The organism is Hoeflea sp. AS60 (assembly GCF_038900115.1).
GTDB lineage: Bacteria > Pseudomonadota > Alphaproteobacteria > Rhizobiales > Rhizobiaceae > Hoeflea.
This window is the reverse complement of record NZ_JBBMQP010000002.1, coordinates 1,221,126-1,241,263: the sequence shown is the minus strand read 5'-3', so window position 1 is coordinate 1,241,263 and position 20,138 is coordinate 1,221,126. Positions and strand designations below refer to the sequence as shown.

At 57.8% G+C, this 20,138-nt stretch carries 20 protein-coding genes and 1 tRNA gene; 11 read left to right on the top strand and 10 right to left on the bottom strand.

The window, feature by feature from the left end; translation table 11 throughout:
* Positions 1-192: 192 nt before the first annotated feature.
* Positions 193-705 carry an outer membrane protein assembly factor BamE gene (locus WNZ14_RS16295; RefSeq protein ID WP_342869670.1) on the bottom strand — a complete coding sequence of 171 codons (513 nt, stop codon included), beginning with the start codon at positions 703-705 and terminating at the stop codon, positions 193-195.
* Between the two features lie 136 nt (positions 706-841).
* Here WNZ14_RS16295 and WNZ14_RS16290 point away from each other — a divergent pair, with 136 nt between their 5' ends.
* The 6 genes from WNZ14_RS16290 (at position 842) to WNZ14_RS16265 (ending at position 5,410) form a co-directional block, all read left to right on the top strand.
* Positions 842-1,390 (top strand): ubiquinol-cytochrome C chaperone family protein, encoded by a 549-nt coding sequence (locus WNZ14_RS16290; RefSeq protein WP_342869669.1) that lies wholly within the window; start codon positions 842-844, stop codon positions 1,388-1,390.
* Positions 1,390-1,953 (top strand): DUF177 domain-containing protein, encoded by a 564-nt coding sequence (locus WNZ14_RS16285; RefSeq protein WP_342869668.1) that lies wholly within the window; start codon positions 1,390-1,392, stop codon positions 1,951-1,953. The genes WNZ14_RS16290 and WNZ14_RS16285 overlap by 1 nt, the downstream gene beginning before the upstream one ends.
* A gap of 96 nt (positions 1,954-2,049) precedes the next feature.
* Positions 2,050-3,108, top strand: coding sequence for a phosphate acyltransferase PlsX (gene plsX / locus WNZ14_RS16280; RefSeq protein WP_342869667.1), 1,059 nt, complete (start codon positions 2,050-2,052; stop codon positions 3,106-3,108).
* Positions 3,109-3,117: 9 nt separating this feature from the next.
* Positions 3,118-4,089, top strand: a complete 972-nt coding sequence (locus WNZ14_RS16275) for a beta-ketoacyl-ACP synthase III (RefSeq protein ID WP_342869666.1) — start codon at positions 3,118-3,120, stop codon at positions 4,087-4,089.
* 172 nt (positions 4,090-4,261) lie between these two features.
* Positions 4,262-4,585 (top strand): integration host factor subunit alpha, encoded by a 324-nt coding sequence (locus tag WNZ14_RS16270; protein ID WP_342869665.1) that lies wholly within the window; start codon positions 4,262-4,264, stop codon positions 4,583-4,585.
* 285 nt (positions 4,586-4,870) lie between these two features.
* Positions 4,871-5,410 carry a MerR family transcriptional regulator gene (locus tag WNZ14_RS16265; protein ID WP_342869664.1) on the top strand — a complete coding sequence of 180 codons (540 nt, stop codon included), beginning with the start codon at positions 4,871-4,873 and terminating at the stop codon, positions 5,408-5,410.
* 46 nt (positions 5,411-5,456) lie between these two features.
* On the opposite strand, the gene WNZ14_RS16260 is transcribed toward WNZ14_RS16265, so the two are convergent.
* The gene (locus WNZ14_RS16260; RefSeq protein WP_342869663.1) at positions 5,457-5,660 is read right to left on the bottom strand and encodes a hypothetical protein; all 204 of its coding nucleotides are present in this window, start codon (positions 5,658-5,660) and stop codon (positions 5,457-5,459) included.
* Positions 5,657-6,655, bottom strand: a complete 999-nt coding sequence (locus WNZ14_RS16255) for a LysR family transcriptional regulator (RefSeq protein WP_342869662.1) — start codon at positions 6,653-6,655, stop codon at positions 5,657-5,659. Before WNZ14_RS16255 ends, WNZ14_RS16260 begins: the two co-directional genes overlap by 4 nt.
* A gap of 167 nt (positions 6,656-6,822) precedes the next feature.
* On the opposite strand from WNZ14_RS16255, the gene WNZ14_RS16250 reads away from it, so the two are divergent.
* Both WNZ14_RS16250 and WNZ14_RS16245 read left to right on the top strand, forming a co-directional pair.
* Positions 6,823-7,962, top strand: coding sequence for a GNAT family N-acetyltransferase (locus tag WNZ14_RS16250; RefSeq protein ID WP_342869661.1), 1,140 nt, complete (start codon positions 6,823-6,825; stop codon positions 7,960-7,962).
* A gap of 13 nt (positions 7,963-7,975) precedes the next feature.
* A complete protein-coding gene (locus tag WNZ14_RS16245; protein ID WP_342869660.1) occupies positions 7,976-8,242 on the top strand; it encodes a hypothetical protein in 267 nt (88 codons plus the stop codon).
* A gap of 175 nt (positions 8,243-8,417) precedes the next feature.
* Here the strand turns inward: WNZ14_RS16245 and WNZ14_RS16240 are convergent, their stop codons facing one another.
* Positions 8,418-10,286, bottom strand: a complete 1,869-nt coding sequence (locus WNZ14_RS16240; RefSeq protein WP_342869659.1) for a pilus assembly protein — start codon at positions 10,284-10,286, stop codon at positions 8,418-8,420.
* Positions 10,287-10,495: 209 nt separating this feature from the next.
* Here WNZ14_RS16240 and WNZ14_RS16235 point away from each other — a divergent pair, with 209 nt between their 5' ends.
* Complete coding sequence (locus tag WNZ14_RS16235) at positions 10,496-11,173, top strand: nitroreductase (protein WP_342869658.1); 678 nt, start codon at positions 10,496-10,498, stop codon at positions 11,171-11,173.
* A 90-nt stretch (positions 11,174-11,263) separates the two neighbouring features.
* Positions 11,264-11,340, top strand: a tRNA-Pro gene (locus WNZ14_RS16230).
* A gap of 54 nt (positions 11,341-11,394) precedes the next feature.
* Here the strand turns inward: WNZ14_RS16230 and WNZ14_RS16225 are convergent.
* Genes WNZ14_RS16225 through WNZ14_RS16210 form a run of 4 tightly spaced genes read right to left on the bottom strand, consistent with a single transcriptional unit; the run spans position 11,395 to position 16,035 of the window.
* Positions 11,395-12,600, bottom strand: a complete 1,206-nt coding sequence (locus tag WNZ14_RS16225) for an O-antigen ligase family protein (protein WP_342870259.1) — start codon at positions 12,598-12,600, stop codon at positions 11,395-11,397.
* Between the two features lie 59 nt (positions 12,601-12,659).
* Positions 12,660-14,225: an undecaprenyl-phosphate glucose phosphotransferase gene (locus WNZ14_RS16220; protein WP_342869657.1), complete on the bottom strand. Its 1,566-nt coding sequence runs from the start codon at positions 14,223-14,225 to the stop codon at positions 12,660-12,662.
* 48 nt (positions 14,226-14,273) lie between these two features.
* A complete protein-coding gene (locus tag WNZ14_RS16215; RefSeq protein WP_342869656.1) occupies positions 14,274-15,455 on the bottom strand; it encodes a glycosyltransferase family 4 protein in 1,182 nt (393 codons plus the stop codon).
* 4 nt (positions 15,456-15,459) lie between these two features.
* Positions 15,460-16,035 carry a polysaccharide biosynthesis/export family protein gene (locus WNZ14_RS16210; protein ID WP_342869655.1) on the bottom strand — a complete coding sequence of 192 codons (576 nt, stop codon included), beginning with the start codon at positions 16,033-16,035 and terminating at the stop codon, positions 15,460-15,462.
* Positions 16,036-16,295: 260 nt separating this feature from the next.
* Here WNZ14_RS16210 and WNZ14_RS16205 point away from each other — a divergent pair, with 260 nt between their 5' ends.
* Positions 16,296-18,392, top strand: coding sequence for a Wzz/FepE/Etk N-terminal domain-containing protein (locus WNZ14_RS16205; protein ID WP_342870258.1), 2,097 nt, complete (start codon positions 16,296-16,298; stop codon positions 18,390-18,392).
* A gap of 39 nt (positions 18,393-18,431) precedes the next feature.
* Here the strand turns inward: WNZ14_RS16205 and WNZ14_RS16200 are convergent, their stop codons facing one another.
* Both WNZ14_RS16200 and WNZ14_RS16195 read right to left on the bottom strand, forming a co-directional pair.
* The gene (locus tag WNZ14_RS16200; RefSeq protein WP_342869654.1) at positions 18,432-19,658 is read right to left on the bottom strand and encodes a GNAT family N-acetyltransferase; all 1,227 of its coding nucleotides are present in this window, start codon (positions 19,656-19,658) and stop codon (positions 18,432-18,434) included.
* A gap of 159 nt (positions 19,659-19,817) precedes the next feature.
* On the bottom strand, positions 19,818-20,036 hold the full coding sequence (locus tag WNZ14_RS16195) for a DUF2842 domain-containing protein (RefSeq protein ID WP_342869653.1): 219 nt from the start codon (positions 20,034-20,036) through the stop codon (positions 19,818-19,820).
* Positions 20,037-20,138 lie beyond the last annotated feature (102 nt).

The window sequence follows — 20,138 nt, the reverse complement described above, 5'->3', positions numbered from 1 at the left end:
TTTCCGCGGGGTTCTTTGTTGTTCAGCGCATTCACCGGACTGATCTTGTTCCTCATTTCCGCGTTTTCAAACGCGTTCAGCCCGCCGGGGCGATTGGCACAGGTTCCAATTTACGCTTGATCGAACAGATCGCGCGATGATGGATAGCCACGCGACCTATCCGGGCCCAACGCATCCGTGGACGTTAAACAATCAGTTCCGACCGCCGCCAAGAATGTTTCTTGCCGAATTCTGGGCCGATTCCGCACTGCCCGCACCAGCGATAACCTGCGCCAGGAAGGACTTGTCGACGCCACCGGTCGGTGTCGTGCGGGAAATCATGTCGAAGACCCGGCCATCCTGCAGCGTGTAGTTGGCGATCTGCTTGACCGTGCCATCCTCATCAAAATAGACCGCCAGCACCGTCTGATCGACCAGCTTCTGCTTCATGAACATCGCCGGACGTGTGCGTTTCTGGGACACGTAGTAGAAGACTTCATTGTCAAACGTTGCAGTGGTCGACGGCGTGCCGAGTGACAACAGTACCTGCTCGCGGCTGGAACCGACAGGCGTCAGGTCAAGCGCTGTCTGGTCGAGGACATAACCCTGGTTGAAGACTTCACCAGTGGTGCAGCCGCCCAGCGCGATCGTTGAGACTATGGCAATTGCCGTACCGAGACGCAAATTCCGTCCGGTTGCCTTGAAAACTCTTATCGTCAACGACATCTCCCTTTGGCACGCGAGCTTGCCAGCCGCAGCCATTGCGTTTTGCGTCCCATTCGGTAAACCAGCTTCCGCACGGATGCAACACGCCAGTCTCTCGCAGTTGCGATGATAACCATCGGCCATTGAAGGCATTTTCATGATCTGGAACCTGTTTAAACGAAAAAAGGCCAATCGGGCTGTGGTTGAACGGCAGTATGCCAGCATCACTGAAGCTGCCCGCTCTCCGGTTTTTTACGAAACGATGGGTGTGCCCGACACGGTCATGGGCCGGTTCGAGATGATTTCAATTCATCTCATCCTTTATCTGCGCCGCACCGGGTCAGCAGGTGAGGCCACCAGGGGGCTGGCTCAGGATCTTCTCGACGCCTTTTTCGAAGACGTCGATCACTCCATCCGCGAGCTTGGTATCGGGGACATGGGCGTGCCCAAACGGATGAAAAAACTCGCCAAAATGTTTTACGGTCGCGTGAATTCCTACACTCAGGCGCTGGATACGCGGGATGGCCAGGGCCTAGTGGATGCGCTCAAGCGCAATCTGCACCCGGAGGCCGGAGATAAGGCGCCGCCCATGCAGGAGCTTGCGGACTGGATGATTGCGACCGCGCAGAGGCTTGAAGACGCTTCTGAAGAAACGCTGGCTGCTGGACAGCTGAAATTCGAAACCGCGACACGAGAGGTATTGTGATGACCGGCCCGGACGACGCTGCGTTTTCTTTCGAGGTCAAGGTCAGCCATGTGTCGGCCAATCCGATCACGGTGCGAATTTCTGCCGATCAGGCCGATCTCAAACGGTTGGGCAAGCAATGGGGCGTGCCCGAGGTGCTGAACTTTGAAGCTGAACTGGTGCTGGGTCGTTGGAAGCGCGACGGCATCAGGGTCAAGGGCCACGTCAGCTCCTCGATTGTCCAGGACTGTGTGGTCACACTGGAGCCGGTCGCGCAACAGATCGAGGAAGACATGGAGGCCGTCTTTCTTCCTGAGAACTCACGGTTGGCAAAACGCACCCTTGATGGCAAAGGCGAAATGTTCCTTGATCCCGACGGCCCGGACCTGCCGGAGGTTTTCAGCGGCGATTCGATAGATGTCGGGGCGGTTGCAGCCGAGTTTGCAGCGCTTTGCATCGATCCCTATCCGCGCAAGCAGGGGCTCGATTACACCGATCGTCTGGAAAGCGATCCAGCCACGGACAAAAAACCGTCGCCTTTTGCAGTTCTACAGGGTCTCAAGCGCGACGATTCCGCCGGTTAGCTCCAAACGTGATGACAAATCGGTTGTGCCCAGTGCGAAAACGGGTATTTTCTGCCCACAAATCCGGCCTGTAGAGCCGGGGATAAAGGACGGGGCGTGATCAGGATTGCGGTTGATTTGATGGGGGGCGATCATGGCCCCAAGGTTGTCGTGCCCGGCGTCGCAAAGGCGCTGGAGCGTCATCCGGACATCCGCTTCACGCTGTTTGGTCTCGAAGACGAGTGCCTTTCCATACTCGCTAAATTTCCTGCGCTGCGCGAAGCGTCCACGTTCGTGGCCTGCGAAGTCGCTGTGAGCATGGACGACAAGCCAAGCCAGGCGCTTCGCCACGGGCGCTACCGCTCATCGATGTGGCGCGCTATCGAAGCGGTCAAGACCGGCGATGCGGACGTTTGCGTCTCTGCGGGCAATACCGGCGCGCTGATGGCGATGTCGCGTTTTTGTCTGCGCACCATGGCAAATATTGACAGGCCTGCCATTGCCGCGATCTGGCCGACCATGAGGGGCGAGAGCATTGTTCTCGACGTCGGTGCAACTGTTGGGGCCGACGCCCAGCAACTGATCGACTTCACCATGATGGGCGCCGCCATGGCGCGGGCGCTGTTCGAGATTGAAAAACCGACGGTCGGTCTTCTCAACATCGGTGTCGAGGAAATCAAGGGTCAGGAAGAAGTCAAGGAAGCCGGCCGCATGATCCGTGAGGCTGCGATGCCAAGTTTTGACTATTTTGGATTTGTCGAAGGCGACGATATCGGCAAGGGAACAGTCGATGTGGTCGTCACCGAAGGCTTTTCGGGCAATATTGCGCTCAAGACCGCCGAAGGCACCGCCCGTCAGATAGCGAGCTACCTGCGCGCGGCGATGTCACGAACCCTGATGGCCCGAATTGGTTACATTTTTGCCAAGGGCGCATTCGACCTGTTGCGCGAGAAAATGGACCCCGGCAAGGTCAATGGCGGTGTCTTTCTCGGGCTCAATGGCATTGTCATCAAGAGCCATGGTGGCGCTGACGTCGAGGGCTTTGCCGCAGCTGTTGATGTCGGTTACGACATGGCCCGCAATGGTTTGAAGTCCAAAATTGAACATGATCTTAATCTTTATCATACACGCCGCTCAGCCTTGGCTGTTTCGGTTGTGGACAGTTCTTCCAGCTAGGATGCAAGCATGATCCGTTCTGTTGTCCGTGGTTTCGGGGCTCATCTCCCCGAGCGCATCATGAAAAACCGTGATTTGGAAGGCGTTGTTGAAACCAGCGACGAGTGGATCGTGCAGCGCACCGGTATTCGTCAACGCCATATTGCGGGCGAAGGTGAAACGACCGCCTCCCTGGGCGAGATGGCTGCGCGCCAGGCGCTTGAACGCGCCAACATGACGCCGGCCGATATCGACCTCATCATTTGCGCCACCTCGACCCCTGACAACACCTTTCCGGCGACCGCGGTCAATATTCAGAACCGGCTTGGAATGCACCACGGTGCGGCCTTTGATTTGCAGGCCGTCTGCTCGGGATTTGTTTTTGCGGTCACCACGGCAGACAGCTACATCAAGTCTGGCCTTGCCAAGCGGGTTCTTGTCGTCGGTGCGGAGACCTTCTCGCGCATTCTGGACTGGGACGACCGGACAACCTGCGTGCTGTTTGGTGATGGCGCCGGCGCCATCGTTCTGGAAGCCACAGAAGGTGAGGGGACCATAGCTGATCGTGGTGTTCTCACAGCCCATTTGCGGTCTGACGGCGCCCACCGCGAGAAGCTCTATGTCGATGGCGGCCCCTCGACCACTGGCACTGTCGGCCATCTGCGCATGCAGGGCCGTGAAGTTTTCAAGCATGCGGTCGGAATGATCACGGATGTGATCGAGGCCGCCTATTCAGCCACCGGCCTCGGCTCGGATGATATCGACTGGTTCGTTCCCCATCAGGCAAACCGCCGGATCATCGACGCGTCGGCCCGCAAGCTCGGGATCGACGACGCCAAGGTCGTGATTACCGTTGATCATCACGGCAACACCTCTGCGGCCTCGATTCCGCTGGCGCTCGCCGAAGCCGCATCCGATGGCCGGATCAAGGAAGGTGACCTGGTGTTGCTTGAAGCCATGGGCGGTGGTTTCACTTGGGGTTCGGTGCTTTTGCGCTGGTAGTCTCAACGCTTTTCAAAACAGAAAATTAACCATTCCCGCACCGCTGTTTTCACGCGGTCGAAGGAAAACGGTTACATTTGCGGGAGTTGCTTGACCTTGAGGAACATGATCCATAAAGTTACCAGACTGCATCTATGGGCGGCGGGGAAGCTGACCAGTTTGGTTGGAAAAAATGAGTGGTAAAACGATTACCAGAGCTGATCTTGCTGAAGCGGTCTTCCGCAAAGTCGGACTTTCGCGGACTGAATCAGCGGAACTCGTTGAGATGGTCATAGATGAAGTGTGCGGCGCGATTGTCCGTGGTGACAGCGTCAAGCTTTCTTCCTTTGCCACATTTCAGGTGCGCGATAAAAAGGAACGGATCGGCCGCAATCCAAAGACCGGCGAAGAGGTCCCGATCAGCCCTCGCCGTGTGATGACCTTCAAGGCATCCAATGTCCTCAAGAGCCGTGTTCTCAAAGGCCACGCTGTACGCAAGGACAAAGCCAAGCCCTGAGCGGTTTGCGCAGCCTGACGTTGTGCGTCGAAACCAGGGCAGAAGAATTTGCCAATGCCGCTAACGGCTAAGGTGGCACTTGATATTTCTGCCGCAAACATCTGAAATAGTGTTCACATCAAAACCAGTCACCGCGATTCGTGATGGCATGTCGTGAAGCTCCTTGGTCGCTTTCCGGCGTCGTGTCGTACCGGAGGTGGTTGGTGCGAACCAATTTGAAAATGCTACAGCGTCTTTTTGTGCAGTTTATCCAGCGCACGGCGCTCTAGAGATCGGAGTGGCCCAATGGACAAGAGCCCTGACGCTTTCCGGACAATATCGGAGGTTGCGGAAGACCTGGATCTTCCGCAACACGTGTTGCGGTTCTGGGAAACCAGATTCATCCAGATAAAGCCGATGAAGCGCGGTGGTGGCCGCCGCTACTACCGTCCCGATGACATCGAGCTGCTCAAGGGCATACGCATTCTTCTTTATGATCAGGGTTACACGATCAAGGGCGTGCAGAAGTTGCTCAAGCAGAATGGCAACAAGTTTGTCATTGCCGTAGGCAGTGGAGACATGGCCGCGGTTGAAGCACTCTCTGCCGCCATGGTCGAGGAGAAGCCGGCTCCACGCGCGCCCGCTGCCGAGGAAGATCAGCTAGTCGGCAAGCCAAGATTGCCATCTACCCGTCGCTTTTTCGGATTGGGCAGCGACGCAGGCAAGTCGGAGGCAGATCTGCCTGAAGGCGGGGCAGGTGGGCTCAAACGGGATGACCGGGCACTGTTGCAGGAGGCGCTTTACGATCTTCTGGAATGCAAGCGCCTGCTTGACCAGGTGCGTTGAGCCGCATCGCCTCGGACCGGGCGACCATCCTCTAACATGAGTGGCGTCAGTTCAGCTGTCTGCTTTGAAGGGTCTGCGCTTCATCGATTGCCGCTTCGAGGTGGGATACCAGCTGCGTCAGCCCCTTGAATCTGGCCAGCGCCAGCGCCATTTCGAGTTGCATGATGACCATGGCAATGCGATCGCGTTCGTCGTTCGTCGCCAACGTGACAATTTCCGGGTCGATCGGGAGACGGCGGCGAACGGTCATGAGCGGGCGGTGAACCCTTCGAAATATGATTTGAGATCTTCCCGCGAGAATTGCTTCTCGATCTGCTTGGGGCTCATCGTTTCCGGCCCGAACCAGGGAAACTTGCGGTCATCAAAGCTGTCAGTCAAGAAGTCGATGAAAGCCCTGTGCCGCGAACTTTTCGCGACCTCGGGATGAGTCGCGAGCCAGATCTCGACACGGAAATCAAAGCCGAGATCGACATGTTCCACGTCTCCACCGATGGCCCTTGCGTAGTTTGGCATCAGCCCGATGCCTGCGCCCTTGGCGACCGCCCAGTAATGTGCCGAAGAAAAGTTGGTCTTCATCCGTACCATGCGTTCGGCGATCTTGGGTCCGAACACCTTGTCCAGCTCATAGCCGCGCAATTGATCCGTCTGCTGTTCGACCACCCTGTGATTGACCATGTCGGCAACGGTCTTGGGGCGCCCGAATTTCTCGAGGTAGCTTGTGCTGGCAAACGGGGTCATGTGCAGATAGCCCAGGCGCTTGACCTTGAGTTCAGGCCGGTTGGGCATCTCGAGCTGCACCGAGATATCCGCCTCCATGCGCAGGACATCGACCGAGCGCATGGCGCATTGCAGTTCGATCCTGTTCTGGGCGCCGGTGTCGTTCATGTAATCGACAATACGCGGTGTCAGCCAGAAACTGCCAAGTCCCTCGGTGATGGCGAGACGGATAGGACCGGTTGCCTCGCGTTCCGCCATGGCCGCGACGCGCCACATATCGGACACCGAATTTTCCACATCGCGCGCTGCAAGCACCACCCGGCGGCCTTCGTCAGTCAGCCTGACGCCTTCTGCTTCACGAAAAAGCAGCGGATAGCCAAGCTGGTCTTCGAGTCGGGAGACCGTACGTCGCGCGGTATTGACAGACATGCCGAGCTCTTCCGACGCTTTGCGAAAACTGCATTGTCTCGCGACCGCCAGGAAAACCCGGATACTGTTCCAATCGGCATTGCGCCATTGGTGTTCCATAGGTGGAACTCTCTGTTACATTGTTTGCCAAAGTCAAATCAGGCCGACAGGACTATTGTACCCCCAATTAAGAGGGGTATATGGCCATGACAGCTACACCACAAAATAGTTTTTCACAATCAAATGCAAGCGTATTGGCGGCAGAGGCTGCTCTGGAAGCAGAGCGCATGCAGCGCGCCGCAGCCATGGTGACGGTGACCAACCGTCTGGAACACGCCGAGGTGCCACGTCTTCTTGAAGCCGCCGGCAAGGTGATCGGCCGATTGGCCGAGCCCGAAACGGTCATCCGCATTGCAGAAAAGAACGCCGACGCCATATGGCTTTTCACCCGGCGTGGCAGAGGCAGACCGGAAGGCTTCATGTCCGCCTTGCTGCTCAATGAGGCTGGCCGTACAGCACTGTTTGACGGCCAACTTAACCTGCTCGATCCTCAGAATGAATATCTGGTCAGCCAGCACGAACGTCCTGCCGCCATTTATGTCTGGGCCAGCTTTACACCGGGCGTGCTTGCTGCCGGGATCAACCGGGTGATGGACCGCTTCGATTCCCCGCACTATGCCGAGGCCGACATCATCTCCACTTCGTTTACCCTGCGTGGTCATCGCGCAATGGTTCGACGCGGTTTTGAACAGGGCGTTTGGCACGAGGGCAGGTTTATCGCGGATTTCTACATGATCCCGCGACGGCCCGAAACGCTGGCGCTGCGTCAGCCGCGCTATTCCACTCACGATGTCGCCCTGCGTCCGACCGGAATCCGGGTGGTCAACGGTCTCGAAGACTTGATGCGTGTCGCTGCTGTCCGTTCTGCGGTCTATATCGGTGAGCAGGCCTGTCCCTATGACGAGGAATTCGACGGCAATGATCTCGCCGCGACCCATTTGCTGGCGCTCGTCAACAATGAGCCGGCAGGCTGCATGCGTCTGAGGTTTTTCGGTGATTTCGCAAAAATGGAGCGTCTCGCTGTTCGCAAGGAGTTCCGGACCTCCCGGACTGCATTCGATCTGGTGCGCGCCAGCGTGGCATTGTGCAAGGAAAAGGGGTTCCGGCGCATCTACGGCCACGCGCGTGAGGATTATCTCTCCTTCTGGCAGCACTTCGGTTTCAAGCTCAAGGAAAACGGCGCGCCATTCGCTTTCTCAGACCATGTCTTTGTCGAGATGGTCGATGACATTGAACCCTCGGCGACTGCGCTGTCACTCAAGGACGATCCTTATCGCCTGATCAGGCCTGAGGGAGCCTGGCATGTGCCTGGACCGCTTGAAGCGTCTTCGCAGCGTCAGTCCCCCATGCTGCGCGCACAGGCTTGAAGAGGAAGAGTTGATGACTTCTGACGCCGGTTCCTACGCCTGGATCATTCGCACGCTGGTTACCTGCCGGGAGGAAGCTGATCGCATGAAGCTGGGCGATCTCAGCCGCCTCATCAATATGGCGGTGTTGCAGACAGCGCTCGATTGGGAGGGGGAGGAACCTTCAAGGGTATGTGATACAAATCTTGAAACGCTTTTGCGGCTCAAGATGAAACTTGCGTTCTCGGAACGAAGCGACAATGTCTTTGTTCTGACCTCAAAAACCGCCGGGGAAGCCTAACGACCAGCGGTTTACCGGGCGGGCGCAGGGTTGACGCCACCGTACGCGGCGCGCCCGCCCGGTTTTCAAATAGGGGATGCGCCCAGCGGGAATTCCTGTCGCACGCATTAGAGCCGGGATCCCGATGGTGATCCCGGCTCTTTGTATTGATTGGCTTGCTAGATTTGAGCGTTTCTCAAGAGGTCAGCCGAAGCTTGACGACCCCTTTCTTGATGGCCTCGAAGATCGGGGCCAGCTGGCTGCGTGACGGGGCATCAAAAAAGTGGCTCTTGCTTGATGCACACTCCGAAAGCAATGTCCCGGTGCCCATATCGGGTTCTTCAAGGCGGATCGTGTAGATCTCTATCCCGTCTTTCTTTGCGTTCGTGCAGGCTGAAAGTGTCTTCTTGTCGAGCGCATCGTTGGTCTGGCCACTCGAGGCTGCGGTCAGATTGTCCAGACGTCCGTCGACGAGATAGCCCATGCTGGTGTAGCCGGAGCCCAGATCGTTGTTAAGGTTGCCTAAGGAGTTCTGGCCGTCGGTCAGGAAGATCATGATCTTCTCAACCGAGCTGTCACTGCTGGCCGCACCGTCTGTGAACGGTTCGCGGCTTGAAAGCACCCGCCAGCCCCACATCACGCCTTCCAGCATGTTGGTGGAACCATTGGCCTGAAGGTTCTTCACCGTCTTGGTAATGTCGTTCGCCTTCGTGGTCAGCGGCACCAACGGCTCCACTTCGCAGCCAAAGCCCGGTCCCTTGGGATCGTTCTTGTTGGAATAGTAGCTGGACGGCGAAAAGTCGGTTTTCGGGTTGCTCCATTTCATCACCTGAGCGATGGCATCGTCAGTGTTCTTGGGCTTGGTATAATTACCCGTCCGCCCGTAGCGGATGAGGTGATCTTCCTTGTCCGCTTCAGTCGGATTCTTCTTGTTTCCGACTCCTTTCCCGACATCAGAAAGGTAGGAATTGGGATATTTATAGGGGGTGTCTGGTTCATCCACGGCAAAGAACGGAGTGAACAGCGAGTTCTTGTCTGTAACGTCGGGGACCGTATCGTCCACATCATGCAGTGCCTTGCCATTGGCTACACGGGTTTCAACGCAACCCGGCCAATCTACCTTCAGGTGCCTGAACATTGCAAACCGGCTGAACTCTGATGGCAAGTCTGATTGTGGGATTGGTGCCTTGGCGTCCTGATCCAGCCAGGAAGCAGCAGGTTTCTGCACCTTGCCCGCGCCGTTGATCACCGGGCCATAATCCGGGCCGACATTGACAAAACCCGCATAAGGGACAAGCGCGAACTTGATCTGGTCCGGTTGCAGACCCATCCCCATCATGCCGTCAACCAGACCGATCACCGCATTCTGCATGGATGCCAGTTTGCCGCCGGCCATCGATCCCGTCGTGTCAAGAACCAGCGCGATCTCGTATTTGGTGAAAGCATAGGTGGCTTCGGCATTGACGGCTACAGGGGCAGAACTCTTTCCCATGAAGTTGCCAAATACCAACCCCTTCTCCATGCTTGCATGAACCTTTGCGACGCCACCATTCTGCACGACCGAGACCTGCGCAGCGGTAAACCCGTAGTTGGCGCTGATGGTGTATTTTGCAATCTCAAGCGCTTTATCTTCACTGATGTTGCCCTCGCGAGCCACAGCCAGCGCAGCGGCATCGGCTGCGTTCTGCAATTCGCTCTTTTCCACACTCAAGCCGACATAATCGACTGCAAGCCCGCCGGCCATAAGGAGAGGCACAGCCAGGATACCGAAGGTCAGTCCAAAGTTACCGGAAGTATCGCGCCAGATGGGTGTATTGATCTTCATGTCTCTTTGTCCTCTTCCCACTTTTGCTTCCGGTTCTTGGCAGCGCCGGTTCCTGCAGAGTGTCCAGCCGCCATCGCGGGCCTTTTTGTTTGGTCTTGGGACTGTAATCGCAAATGTTAAAAAATGGCTTTCTAATATAAGGAAACATTTTAATAAGCTGATGTTTTCACGCGATGGAGCGGCTTGGAAATTTGGCCCGTCTGGAAGTCTTCGTGCTTGTGGAATTTCTGCATTGTTCACATATGATCATGGCGTGTGTTTGGGAGGCGAAGCGCGTCTTGAACCGGGGAGCTGATGGCCGGGTGCTTGAGTTGCAACGCAGTTTGCGATGGCCTGTCATGATCGGCTCTCGCTTTCGTGTGCCGGTTTGAAAATGACGGCGGGTTCGTCTACCGGTAGAGACGCAAAGCCGTCCGGCAGCACTCAAATTTCATCTGAAGGGTAGTTTCATGAATCTCGACCAGGCGATGCAGGAACGGCGTTCCATCCGCGGCTTTCTCGACAAACCTGTTTCGCGGGACTTGCTGGAAGAGGTGATTGCGCTCGCCAACCGCGCACCATCTTCCATGAACACGCAACCCTGGCACCTGCATGTGTTGACGGGGGAGCCTCTGGAACGGGTGCGCAAGGGAAACACCGAACGCATGCTCGGTGGCGTGACGCCCAGCCGCGAGATCGAGGATTACGCCGCCTATGAAGGCGAGCACCGCAAGCGCCAGATCGAGATCGCGGTGCAACTGTTTGAAGCCATGGGCATCGAGCGCCATGACGCCGAGCGCCGGCAGGACTGGGTGATGCGCGGCTTTCGCCAGTTTGATGCGCCGGTCTCCGTGGTCGTGTGTTTTGACAGGGATCTGTTGGGCAACACCATCGCCCATTTCGATACCGGCGCCATGACGTACGGGCTGGTGCTCGCCGCATGGAGCAGGGGCCTTGGCGCGGTGATCAACGGCCAGGGCATCATGCAAAGCCCGGTGGTGCGCGAAGTGGCGGGTATCCCCTACGATCAGGTGATCCTGACCTGTGTCGCACTCGGCTGGCCCGACGAGGAGTTTGTCGCAAACTCGGTCGTCTCCCGCCGCCGCCCGGTGGAGAACGTGACACGATTCCTGGGATTTGAAGACTGAGGGCTTGAGGGGCTTTTCCCGGTTTTTCCCGTGGGTGGGACATTTTGCTCTTGCCCGCAAAACACTGATGATCTAAGCCCTGTCTCCAGTCGGAGCGTAGCGCAGCCCGGTAGCGCACTTGTCTGGGGGACAAGGGGTCGTGGGTTCGAATCCCGCCGCTCCGACCATTTTCAACAATACAGATAGCCTTGGACAACGCCGCGCGTTCTGGCGGGTGGACTTCAGGCGGGCAGGGGCCTTGTTGGCATTCGGGCCTCGGCCCGCAGCCTTGATTGCCAGCGCATTTCCAGTGCAATGCATCCCCAGACGATCCCCATCAGCAAATAGAAATGCCGCCAGTGGTCGGTGTCGATGACGTTGCCGATGATCGCGTGACCGACCAGCACGATGTAGGAGAGCATCAGGTAAGGTTGCCAGGGGCGCTCGCGCAGCAGGAAGCGGAAACCCAGCACCAGCGTCCAGACGATCAGCGTCACATAGCTCACGAATCCGAGCCAGCCGTAATCCATCAGCGCCTTGAGCCAGATGTTGTGGGTGTCTTCGCCCCACATCAGGCCGAACTCGAGCGGACCAATGCCGAGCGGATGTTCCATCGCCATCAGAAAGCCGATGGCATGGCGCTCAAAGCGGCCGAGCCGAGCGCCGTCATAGGATTGCACCAGCTTGGCGCGGTCGGAAAACAGATCTGCGATCTGGTCGAATTGCAGCGCGACGATGATTGCACCGACAAGCAGCAGCGTCCCGACCAGCGTCATCACCAGGATCTTGAGCCGGAAAGCGCCGGTGCGTTCCTTGATCAGCATCGTCGTGACCAGCAGAACCATCGTGATCGGCAGCAGGCCCCAGGCCGCGCGCGAGAACGAGAAGAACACGCCGAGCGCGAGGATCACAAGGCCCACGACACGCAATGGTGCGGCCTTCAGCGTGCCCGTCAGCAGCCCGTACATGAGATAAAGCGCCGGCAGCACCAGATATGGGCCGAACACGTTAGGATCCTGAAACGCGCCCATCGCACGGCCATAGCGGGTGAACACCTCGCCGCCGGGAAGAACGCCAAGATAGCCGAGTATCCCCAGAAGCGCGGTGATGATGGCGGCCGCGACATAGGCACGGAAAATCAGCAGCAGGCGCCGGTGGTCTGCTTCAATGATCGCGGCGAAGAACATCGAGGTAAAGGCGAGGAACAGCGACACCGCGATGTACATCGGTGTGTCCTTGACGTTGTCCATCGTCAGGATCGAAAACATGCCGCCGATGTTGAAGGTCACATACAGCACAATAAGCGGCGCAATGTGCCTGGAAAGCCTGAGCCCGAAAACGGCCCAGATGCCAATCAGTGCGACCAGAAACAGTTCATACGGCGCAGGCTCGTTGATCACGAACCCGGACAGAAACACGCCGAAGGCCACCAGCATCGAGGCAATCATCGAGATCGCCGCACGCTGCGGCTGAAAGACTGCGACAGGTCCTTGCAGGGTGGCGCTGGTCAATACGCATTTTCCGTGTTGAGCAGTTTGAGCGGTGTCAGGAACAGGATCTTGAGATCGAACAGCAAGGACCAGTTTTCGATATAGTAGAGATCACAGGCGGTGCGCTGCTTGATCTTCTCGTCATTGTCGATTTCTCCGCGCCAGCCGTTGATCTGCGCCCAGCCAGTGACGCCCGGCTTGACCCGGTGGCGCGCGAAATAGCCGTCAACGACCTCTGCGAAAAGCCGGTCATGGGCAGCTGCGACAACTGCATGCGGGCGCGGGCCGACGAGGGACAGATCGCCGCGCAGCACATTGAAGAATTGCGGCAGTTCGTCGATAGACGTCTTCCTGATGAACCGTCCCACCTTGGTGACACGCGGATCACCTTTGGTCACCGCGGCCCGGGCCGTGGGATCGCACTGCTCGGTGTACATCGAGCGGAACTTGAGCACGTCGATGACTTCGTTGTTGAAACCGTGGCGTTTCTGCCTGAACAGGACCGGGCCCTTGGAATCGAGCTTGATGGCGATCGCGGCGCCGATCATGACAGGCCAGAGAAGGACAATCGCCAGCAGCGAAAAGAAGATGTCGAAGATCCGCTTGGCCACGGAATCCCAATCGGTGATCGGACGGTCAAAGATGTCGAGCATCGGCACGACGCCGACATAGGAATAGGAGCGTGGCCGGAATCTGAGCTTGTTGGCGTGGGCGGCAAGGCGGATGTCGAGCGGCAGGATCCAGAGCTTTTTCAAAAGTTCCAGCACCCGCGATTCCGCATTCAGCGGCATGGCAATGATCAGCATGTCGATCCGCGCCATGCGCGCGAATTCCACCAGCGCGTCGATGTTGCCCAGTTTCGGATACCCGGCGATCATCGGCGGCGAACGACGGTCGTCACGATCATCGAAGAAGCCGCAAATTCTGATGTCGTTCTCTGCATCCTGCTCGATCGAACGGATCAGGGTCTTGGCAATGTCGCCGCCGCCGACGATCACTGCACGGCGTTCCATGATCCCGTTTCTGGCCCAGCGCCGAATACTGTAGGCAACAACGTTGCGGCCGATAAAAAGCGCTGCCGCGCCCGAGATGTACCAGGTTGCGAACCAGAAGCGTGAAAAGGCAAGGCCGTATTGCGTGAAGAACACGAGCAGGGCGATTATCGCGAATGCGATGGTCCAAGCGGTCAGGACCTTGGGCAATGTCTGCAATATGCTTCTGAGCGCCGGAACCTGGTAGCCATCGGAAATCTGGATCAGCAGCACGGCAAGTACCGAGCCGATCAGAATGGCCGGAATGTAGAGTTTCATCGTCTCTTCGCTGGAAATGCCGACATAGAGTGCGTGGACGATGAAGCCTGTCAGGGCCAGCAGGCAGAATTCCGCCAGCCGCAGGGATCCGATGATCATCGTCGGGGAATAGTTTTCCTCCGATAGCCGGTTCGCCGTCTGGCGCGCCAGACGGCTCATTTCAACAACCGGTTTGCCATCCGCGCCCTTGAGGCTCGGCTTGACCTTTACGTCGGCCATTGCCTTGCGGATGCCTTCGGAATTGAACGCGTCATCGCGGTCGAACTTGTTCACGGTCGAACTCTCCCCGGAAACTCAGACTACCGGGATACCACGCGCTCCCTAAGAAAGGCTTGACGGGTGGCTGTTTGAGCTGTCCCGCATTCGACCCTCGAGGCAATCTCGGTAGACTTCGGTCATGCGCTCAGCCATTGTTTGTGCTGAGAAGTTTGCGCGAAAAGCGTCCATTGTCGGCATCGCTGCGGAGAGCCACTCTGGCTCGGCTATGGCGCGGGCCATTGCAACCGCCAGGGCTTCGCTGTCGCCGGGCGGCACGAACCCGGCGAATCCGTCACCGACTATCTCGGGAATGCCGCCAACCTTGGTGGATATCACCGGTTTGCCTGCGGCAACCGCTTCGAGAACGATATAGGGCATTGATTCAGCCCGAGAGGGGATGACAACCGTCCTTGCAAGCGCAAAAGCGTCGCGTGCAGGCATGGCATCGCGCATTGTGACCCGGGTGCCCAGGCCAAGAGCATCCAGCCGGGCCTGATAGCGCGGTTTGTCTTCGCCATCGCCAACCATGACGCCACGCAACGGTCTTCCGGCCAATCGCTCGGCGCGACGAAGCGCCTCGATGAACACATCCGGCCCCTTGAGATCGCGCATCATGCCAATGTAGAGGAAGTCCGCGGCATTGGGATTGTTGTCTACAGGTTCGAATTCGTGTGCCCTGAGGCCGTTGTGGATCAGGCGCCATTCGGTGCGGGGAGCCCCGACCTTCTGCTCATAGGTTCGCCGCTCGTAATCGGAGACGAACACCAGACTGTCTGTCCAGCGTTCAAGCAGTCGCTCGATCGCAAAGTAGGCATGACCGCGAAGTGTTCCCGCACTGTAGTGCAGGCTTCCTCCATGCGGGGAATAAAAACGGGCAACGCAAGACCTTGATACCCGTAACCGTGAGCCGATCAGTCGCACGAAAGCGCCGCCCTTGGCGCCGTGTCCGTGCAACACATCAGGCTGCAAATTCTTGACTTCACTAAAGGTTTTTACCGCTGTCGTGATGTCGGAAAGCCCCAGCGACCGGCGAATGGGCAGACGTGTAAGCCCAAGCGCAAGGTGAGGCATGATGGTTTCAAAAAGCTGATCCTCGTAAGTGCCACCAGTGGTGGAATCGCAAAGGATTCCGACCTGGTGGCCGGCCTTGGCATGCTCTTCCGCCAGATCCCGCACGTGGCGGAAAATACCGCCGACAGGCGATCTGAAGCAATGAAGGATCCGCAAGGGTTTTTCTGATGCCATGAGTTTAGAATAGCCGCTCACGCACATAGATGGTGTCGCCAGCAAGGATCGGATCGGTGATCCGCACCCTGCCAGTCATGATTTTCCCGTTGATGTTGCGAGTGATGTCGACATTGCGCTGGTTTGCCCGCGACGAGTAACCGCCCGCAATGGCGATGGCGTTCTGAACGGTCATGCCTGCGACATAGGAGTACTGCCCGGACTGGCCGACTTCGCCCATGATGAAGAATGACCGATACCGGTCTATTTCAATGGAAACGTCGGGATCGCGCAAATACCCCTGCCTGAGGCTTGCGGCGATGTTGCCTTCAAGCTCCTGCAACGTACGGCCACGCGCCGCCACCGCACCGATGAGCGGGAAGGCGATGTATCCCGCCTGGTCGATCGTGTAGGTCCCGGTCAAACCGGTCTGCTCGAATACGGTCACGCGCAAACGGTCGCCGGCATCAAGCCGGTAGGGCTGCATCACGGCTTCATGGAATGCCCGCGGCGCCGGCTGATAACCGGAACAACCTGCCAGCATGACCGCGGTCATGGCGGCCGCCAGAAGGTGTGTCGCTTTGGACTTGGCGGGTTTCATACTTTTACGTGCTCCACGCGAAACGTGCAAAATTCGAAACCCGTTATCGATCCATTAGGGTTAACGGCTGGTAAAACTCCGATGCTTTTTAGCTTGATCCGATCATCAGCGGCTGCGGACAGTACAAATTCCCGCTCCGGTGGAAGGGCGGTCCTAAGGTTAAGGAACTCTGACCATGCCTTTAACCCTTGCGTTACCATGTTCATTTACGCTTGGCGGTCAGTACAAGTACGGAGTAGCTGCGCATGTCTGTCTCACCAATGACACAACCTGATGTGGATATTGACCTCGGACGCCTGGTAAAGGCTGTCTGGGAGAAGAGAGTGCTTGTGGGGGGCTTGACCGCTGCGGCAGCGGGGCTGGCCTTCATTGTCACCGGTTTGCTCAATCCGCTCTACAAGTCGGAAACCCGGCTTTTGATCGAGACCCGTCAGCCGATCTTTTCAAGCGATCAGAATTCGCAGGCTGCAGAACCGGCGTTTGATGATCGTGCGGTAACCAGTCAGGTCGAGATCCTCCGCTCAACCGATCTGATCAAGCAGGTGGCGCGACAGCTCGACTTGTCTTCACGTGCAGAATTTGACCCTGCTGCCAACACGTCGGCCATTGGCGATCTGCTTGTCATGCTTGGGCTCAAGAAAAACCCTCTGGATGTGCCGGCGGAAGAACGTATCCTCAAGGAGTTCAACAAGAAGCTCGATGTGTATGCCGTGCCGGAATCGCGTGTTATCGGCATCGAGTTCTCGTCGGAGGATGAGGCGCTGGCGGCCGCTGTTCCCAACGCGCTTGTCGACGCTTACCTCGCGTCCCAATCCGGCGCAAAGCTTGAAAGCAACACCGACGCCAGTGCCTGGCTGGAGCCCGAAATCACCAAGCTGCGTGACAAGGTTCGCGAAGCCGAAAGCAGGGTCGCTGAATACCGCGCCCAGACCGGCCTCCTGCTGGTCAATCAGCAGGACACGATTGCTTCCAAGCAACTGTCTGATATTTCGACGGAACTGAGCCGCGTCAGGGCGGAACGGGCAGACTCGGAAGCCCGCGCGCAGTCAGTGCGCAATGCGCTCAAGAACGGTCAGGCCGTTGACGCGGTGGCCGATGTCCTCAACTCACCGGTCATTCAGCGGCTGCGCGAAAGCGAAGGCAACGTTCGGGCGCAACTCGCCGATCTGTCGACTACGCTTCTCGAGGCGCATCCACGCATGAAGGGCCTGCGTGCGCAATTGGCTGATATCGAACAGCAGGCTCTGGGAGAAGTCCGCAAGGTGCTTTCAAGTCTCGAAAGCAATGCCAGAGTGGCACGCATTCGCGAAGAGGAGTTGACCGCTCAGCTCAACGAGTTGAAGGCCGGATCGGCCCGTGAGGGCGAGGAAGCCGTTGAACTGCGCTCGCTTGAACGCGAAGCTGCGGCCCAACGTGAACTGCTTGAGACTTACCTCGGTCGCTACCGCGAGGCAGCCTCGCGCACAGAGCCGAAGGCCCTGCCGGCAGATGCGCGGGTTATCTCTCGCGCCGTGCCAGCTTCCGACGCCTACTTTCCGAAAACCGGACCCATCATTCTGGTATCTGCGCTCGCGGCATTCCTTTTGTCGTCGATCGGCGTGATGTTGGGCGAGTTGTTTTCAGGGCGCGCATTGCGGCCATCGACAGGATTGGTGCGTGATCCTTCCAGCGGTCAGGTCTTCGCAGCAGAAAGTGCAGCGGCCATCCCGGCGGCGGTTGCACAGGAAAGTGAAGAAGCGCGACCCTACATTTCCAATGACGCTGATGATTTCAGCGTGGAAGCCGTCGCAGAGCAACTGGTCACCGACGTGACGCCGGTGGCTCTCTGTGTGTCGCCCGAGGGCGATGAGGGATCTGCGGCAGCCGTCATGCTCGCCCGCACGGTAGCTGGCGACGGACTGAAAACAGTGCTCATCGATCTCACCGGGTCGGCGTGCCCGACCGAGTTGATGGCAGAATCCGTGCGCCTTGCCGGACTGACAGATCTGATGTGCGGTGAAATCAGCATTGCCGACTCCATCCACCCTGACCGGTTGTCGTCGGCACACATCATTCCGCGCGGTAATGCCAATGCCCGCCGCGCCATGCGTGCCATCGACCGTCTGCCGATGATCATTGACGCGCTGACGGAAGCCTATGATCTGGTCATTGTCGAATGCGGTGCTGCAGATGCAGCTTCAATCGCGCGGATCGCCCGTGCCGAACGCGGCGAGATCGTGCTTTCGATCCTTCGTTCCGATGAAGCCGAAGTCGCCGGATTGCTGGAAGAATTTAGCGCTCAGGGCTTTGAGGACGTGTTGTTGATGACACCTGGTCAGCCGGTAAGCCCCTTGGGAAGCCGCAGCACAGCGGCCTGAGCTGAAACCGGTGCCGGCTTAACGCTGGGGTTCCCGTTCTCAGTCGGTTTCCGGCTGGGGCCGGGATTTTTGAACCATGAATCCACGCGCCCGTGCTGCAATACGGTGCAGCACCGGTGATGTCTTGATTGCACGTTTCAGCTGGATCATGCCTGCTATGACGGGAGCTGCAAGGCGTCCCTTGAAATTGAGCGGCACATAGCAATCCACCAGTTCGGTCCGCTGCGGACACCAGGAGCGTTTGTAGAGCTGGTCGCCAACACCAAAATCGAAAACCTGATGGCCAGCGGCCGAGGCACGTTCGATCATCAGGAAAAACAGCAATTCTCCGGCGCTCACGTCTGCGGCGATGTCTTCATTGATCGAGCCGAACTGGCAGGTGACGTGACGGTCCTTGATGGTCAGTCCGGCAACCGCGATGATCTGACCGGCATGCTCGCCACCGGAAAGCTCTATGCCGTGCAGGTCGAGTGCCGGCTTGCCATCTGCATCACGTGTGGTTGCAAGCTGGCGGAGGAAAGCGCGGATGCCTGGATCGGCGAAGACGTTTGGAAGCCCCTGCGATGTGAGACGCACCGGCTTTTGCTCAAGGAAGGTATCGAGCAGGCGCAAGGCCTGAGCATTGGTGTCACCCGTAAGGTGCCGATAACCGCCCAGAGCTGCGAGGCGACGCTCCGAGACGCGGAATTTCTTGCGCCTGCGCTTGCCGTTGATCTGTGCGAGCACTGCACCGAAATCTTCAAACAGCGGCAGCTGGAAACTGGGGTTTTGATGGAAAACCCGCGGCAGCGCAGAATACGGCTTACGTGCCGCAGCTTCGGTTGTCATCTTGTCGAACAGCACGATGTCAGCGGCCAGTCCCGCCTGTGACAACGCTGTGGCAAGCTCAACGCTGGAAACCGCTTCGATGCGCCCTTGCGTGTTTGTGTCAACCAGACCGGTATTTTCATTTGAATAGGCGGTGCCGGCGAAACGTGCGATTTTTAGGCCGCCCATCTGTTCGATTTCGAGCGGCAGGACCGCAAATGGAATACCGTTCTGTTCCAGCGTGACGATGGAGAGTTCGGCGCCTGTTCCCTCGGCCCAGGCTTCGACCCAGGCCCGGCTTTGATGAAACGTAACCGCCGCATCGGCTTCCATCTCCTGCCAAAGATCGAAGACTGATGCCGGATTAGATGTCAGCTGCGCTGCTAGGAGGTTTGCATCGGATTTGGCGCGCTTTGTCTCTGTTGCCAGCAGCGCGGGTATGTCCTGTGCATTTGCCATGATTTCAACGCTCTCGGGAGTTCATGCTTCTTGCCGTCAGCATGGTGCCAGAGTGTCAAAATTCGGGTAAATAACGGTGATTTTGCAGCAAAAAGCGCGATTGAAGGCTAATGCGGCGTTAACGCTGCTATCCTGCGTCCTCTAAAGCGCAACAGGATGTCAGGCCTGTTTGTTTTTCGGAGGGCGCTCCATCCAGCGGATCACGAACATCGCAGGCACCACCCAGAGCACACCGGTGAATAGGAAATAGAGCAGATGAATGTACCAGGCCGATTCCGCCAGACGGTAGGTGGCGATGGTTGTGGCAACCAGTGCATAGAGGACCACCAGCGCGACGATGATCACGGTTCCGATGAGTTTCTTGAGGCGGACGGGCATGGGCAGGCCTTGTGAGTGTATGCGTTCTGATCGGTATAGGCACCGACATAGCGGCTTTGAGCCTGAACGCAAGGAAAAGCAGGATTCCGGCCTGTGCCGCGA

What these genes read in the sequence shown, in the direction of transcription:
- WNZ14_RS16295 (WP_342869670.1), bottom strand. Translation starts at nt 705, where the DNA reads ATGTCGTTGACGATAAGAGTTTTCAAGGCAACCGGACGGAATTTGCGT.
- WNZ14_RS16290 (WP_342869669.1), top strand. Translation starts at nt 842, where the DNA reads ATGATCTGGAACCTGTTTAAACGAAAAAAGGCCAATCGGGCTGTGGTT.
- WNZ14_RS16285 (WP_342869668.1), top strand. Translation starts at nt 1,390, where the DNA reads ATGACCGGCCCGGACGACGCTGCGTTTTCTTTCGAGGTCAAGGTCAGC.
- WNZ14_RS16275 (WP_342869666.1), top strand. Translation starts at nt 3,118, where the DNA reads ATGATCCGTTCTGTTGTCCGTGGTTTCGGGGCTCATCTCCCCGAGCGC.
- WNZ14_RS16270 (WP_342869665.1), top strand. Translation starts at nt 4,262, where the DNA reads ATGAGTGGTAAAACGATTACCAGAGCTGATCTTGCTGAAGCGGTCTTC.
- WNZ14_RS16265 (WP_342869664.1), top strand. Translation starts at nt 4,871, where the DNA reads ATGGACAAGAGCCCTGACGCTTTCCGGACAATATCGGAGGTTGCGGAA.
- WNZ14_RS16260 (WP_342869663.1), bottom strand. Translation starts at nt 5,660, where the DNA reads ATGACCGTTCGCCGCCGTCTCCCGATCGACCCGGAAATTGTCACGTTG.
- WNZ14_RS16255 (WP_342869662.1), bottom strand. Translation starts at nt 6,655, where the DNA reads ATGGAACACCAATGGCGCAATGCCGATTGGAACAGTATCCGGGTTTTC.
- WNZ14_RS16250 (WP_342869661.1), top strand. Translation starts at nt 6,823, where the DNA reads ATGCAGCGCGCCGCAGCCATGGTGACGGTGACCAACCGTCTGGAACAC.
- WNZ14_RS16245 (WP_342869660.1), top strand. Translation starts at nt 7,976, where the DNA reads ATGACTTCTGACGCCGGTTCCTACGCCTGGATCATTCGCACGCTGGTT.
- WNZ14_RS16235 (WP_342869658.1), top strand. Translation starts at nt 10,496, where the DNA reads ATGAATCTCGACCAGGCGATGCAGGAACGGCGTTCCATCCGCGGCTTT.
- WNZ14_RS16225 (WP_342870259.1), bottom strand. Translation starts at nt 12,600, where the DNA reads ATGATTGCCTCGATGCTGGTGGCCTTCGGCGTGTTTCTGTCCGGGTTC.
- WNZ14_RS16215 (WP_342869656.1), bottom strand. Translation starts at nt 15,455, where the DNA reads ATGGCATCAGAAAAACCCTTGCGGATCCTTCATTGCTTCAGATCGCCT.
- WNZ14_RS16210 (WP_342869655.1), bottom strand. Translation starts at nt 16,035, where the DNA reads ATGAAACCCGCCAAGTCCAAAGCGACACACCTTCTGGCGGCCGCCATG.
- WNZ14_RS16205 (WP_342870258.1), top strand. Translation starts at nt 16,296, where the DNA reads ATGACACAACCTGATGTGGATATTGACCTCGGACGCCTGGTAAAGGCT.
- WNZ14_RS16200 (WP_342869654.1), bottom strand. Translation starts at nt 19,658, where the DNA reads ATGGCAAATGCACAGGACATACCCGCGCTGCTGGCAACAGAGACAAAG.
- WNZ14_RS16195 (WP_342869653.1), bottom strand. Translation starts at nt 20,036, where the DNA reads ATGCCCGTCCGCCTCAAGAAACTCATCGGAACCGTGATCATCGTCGCG.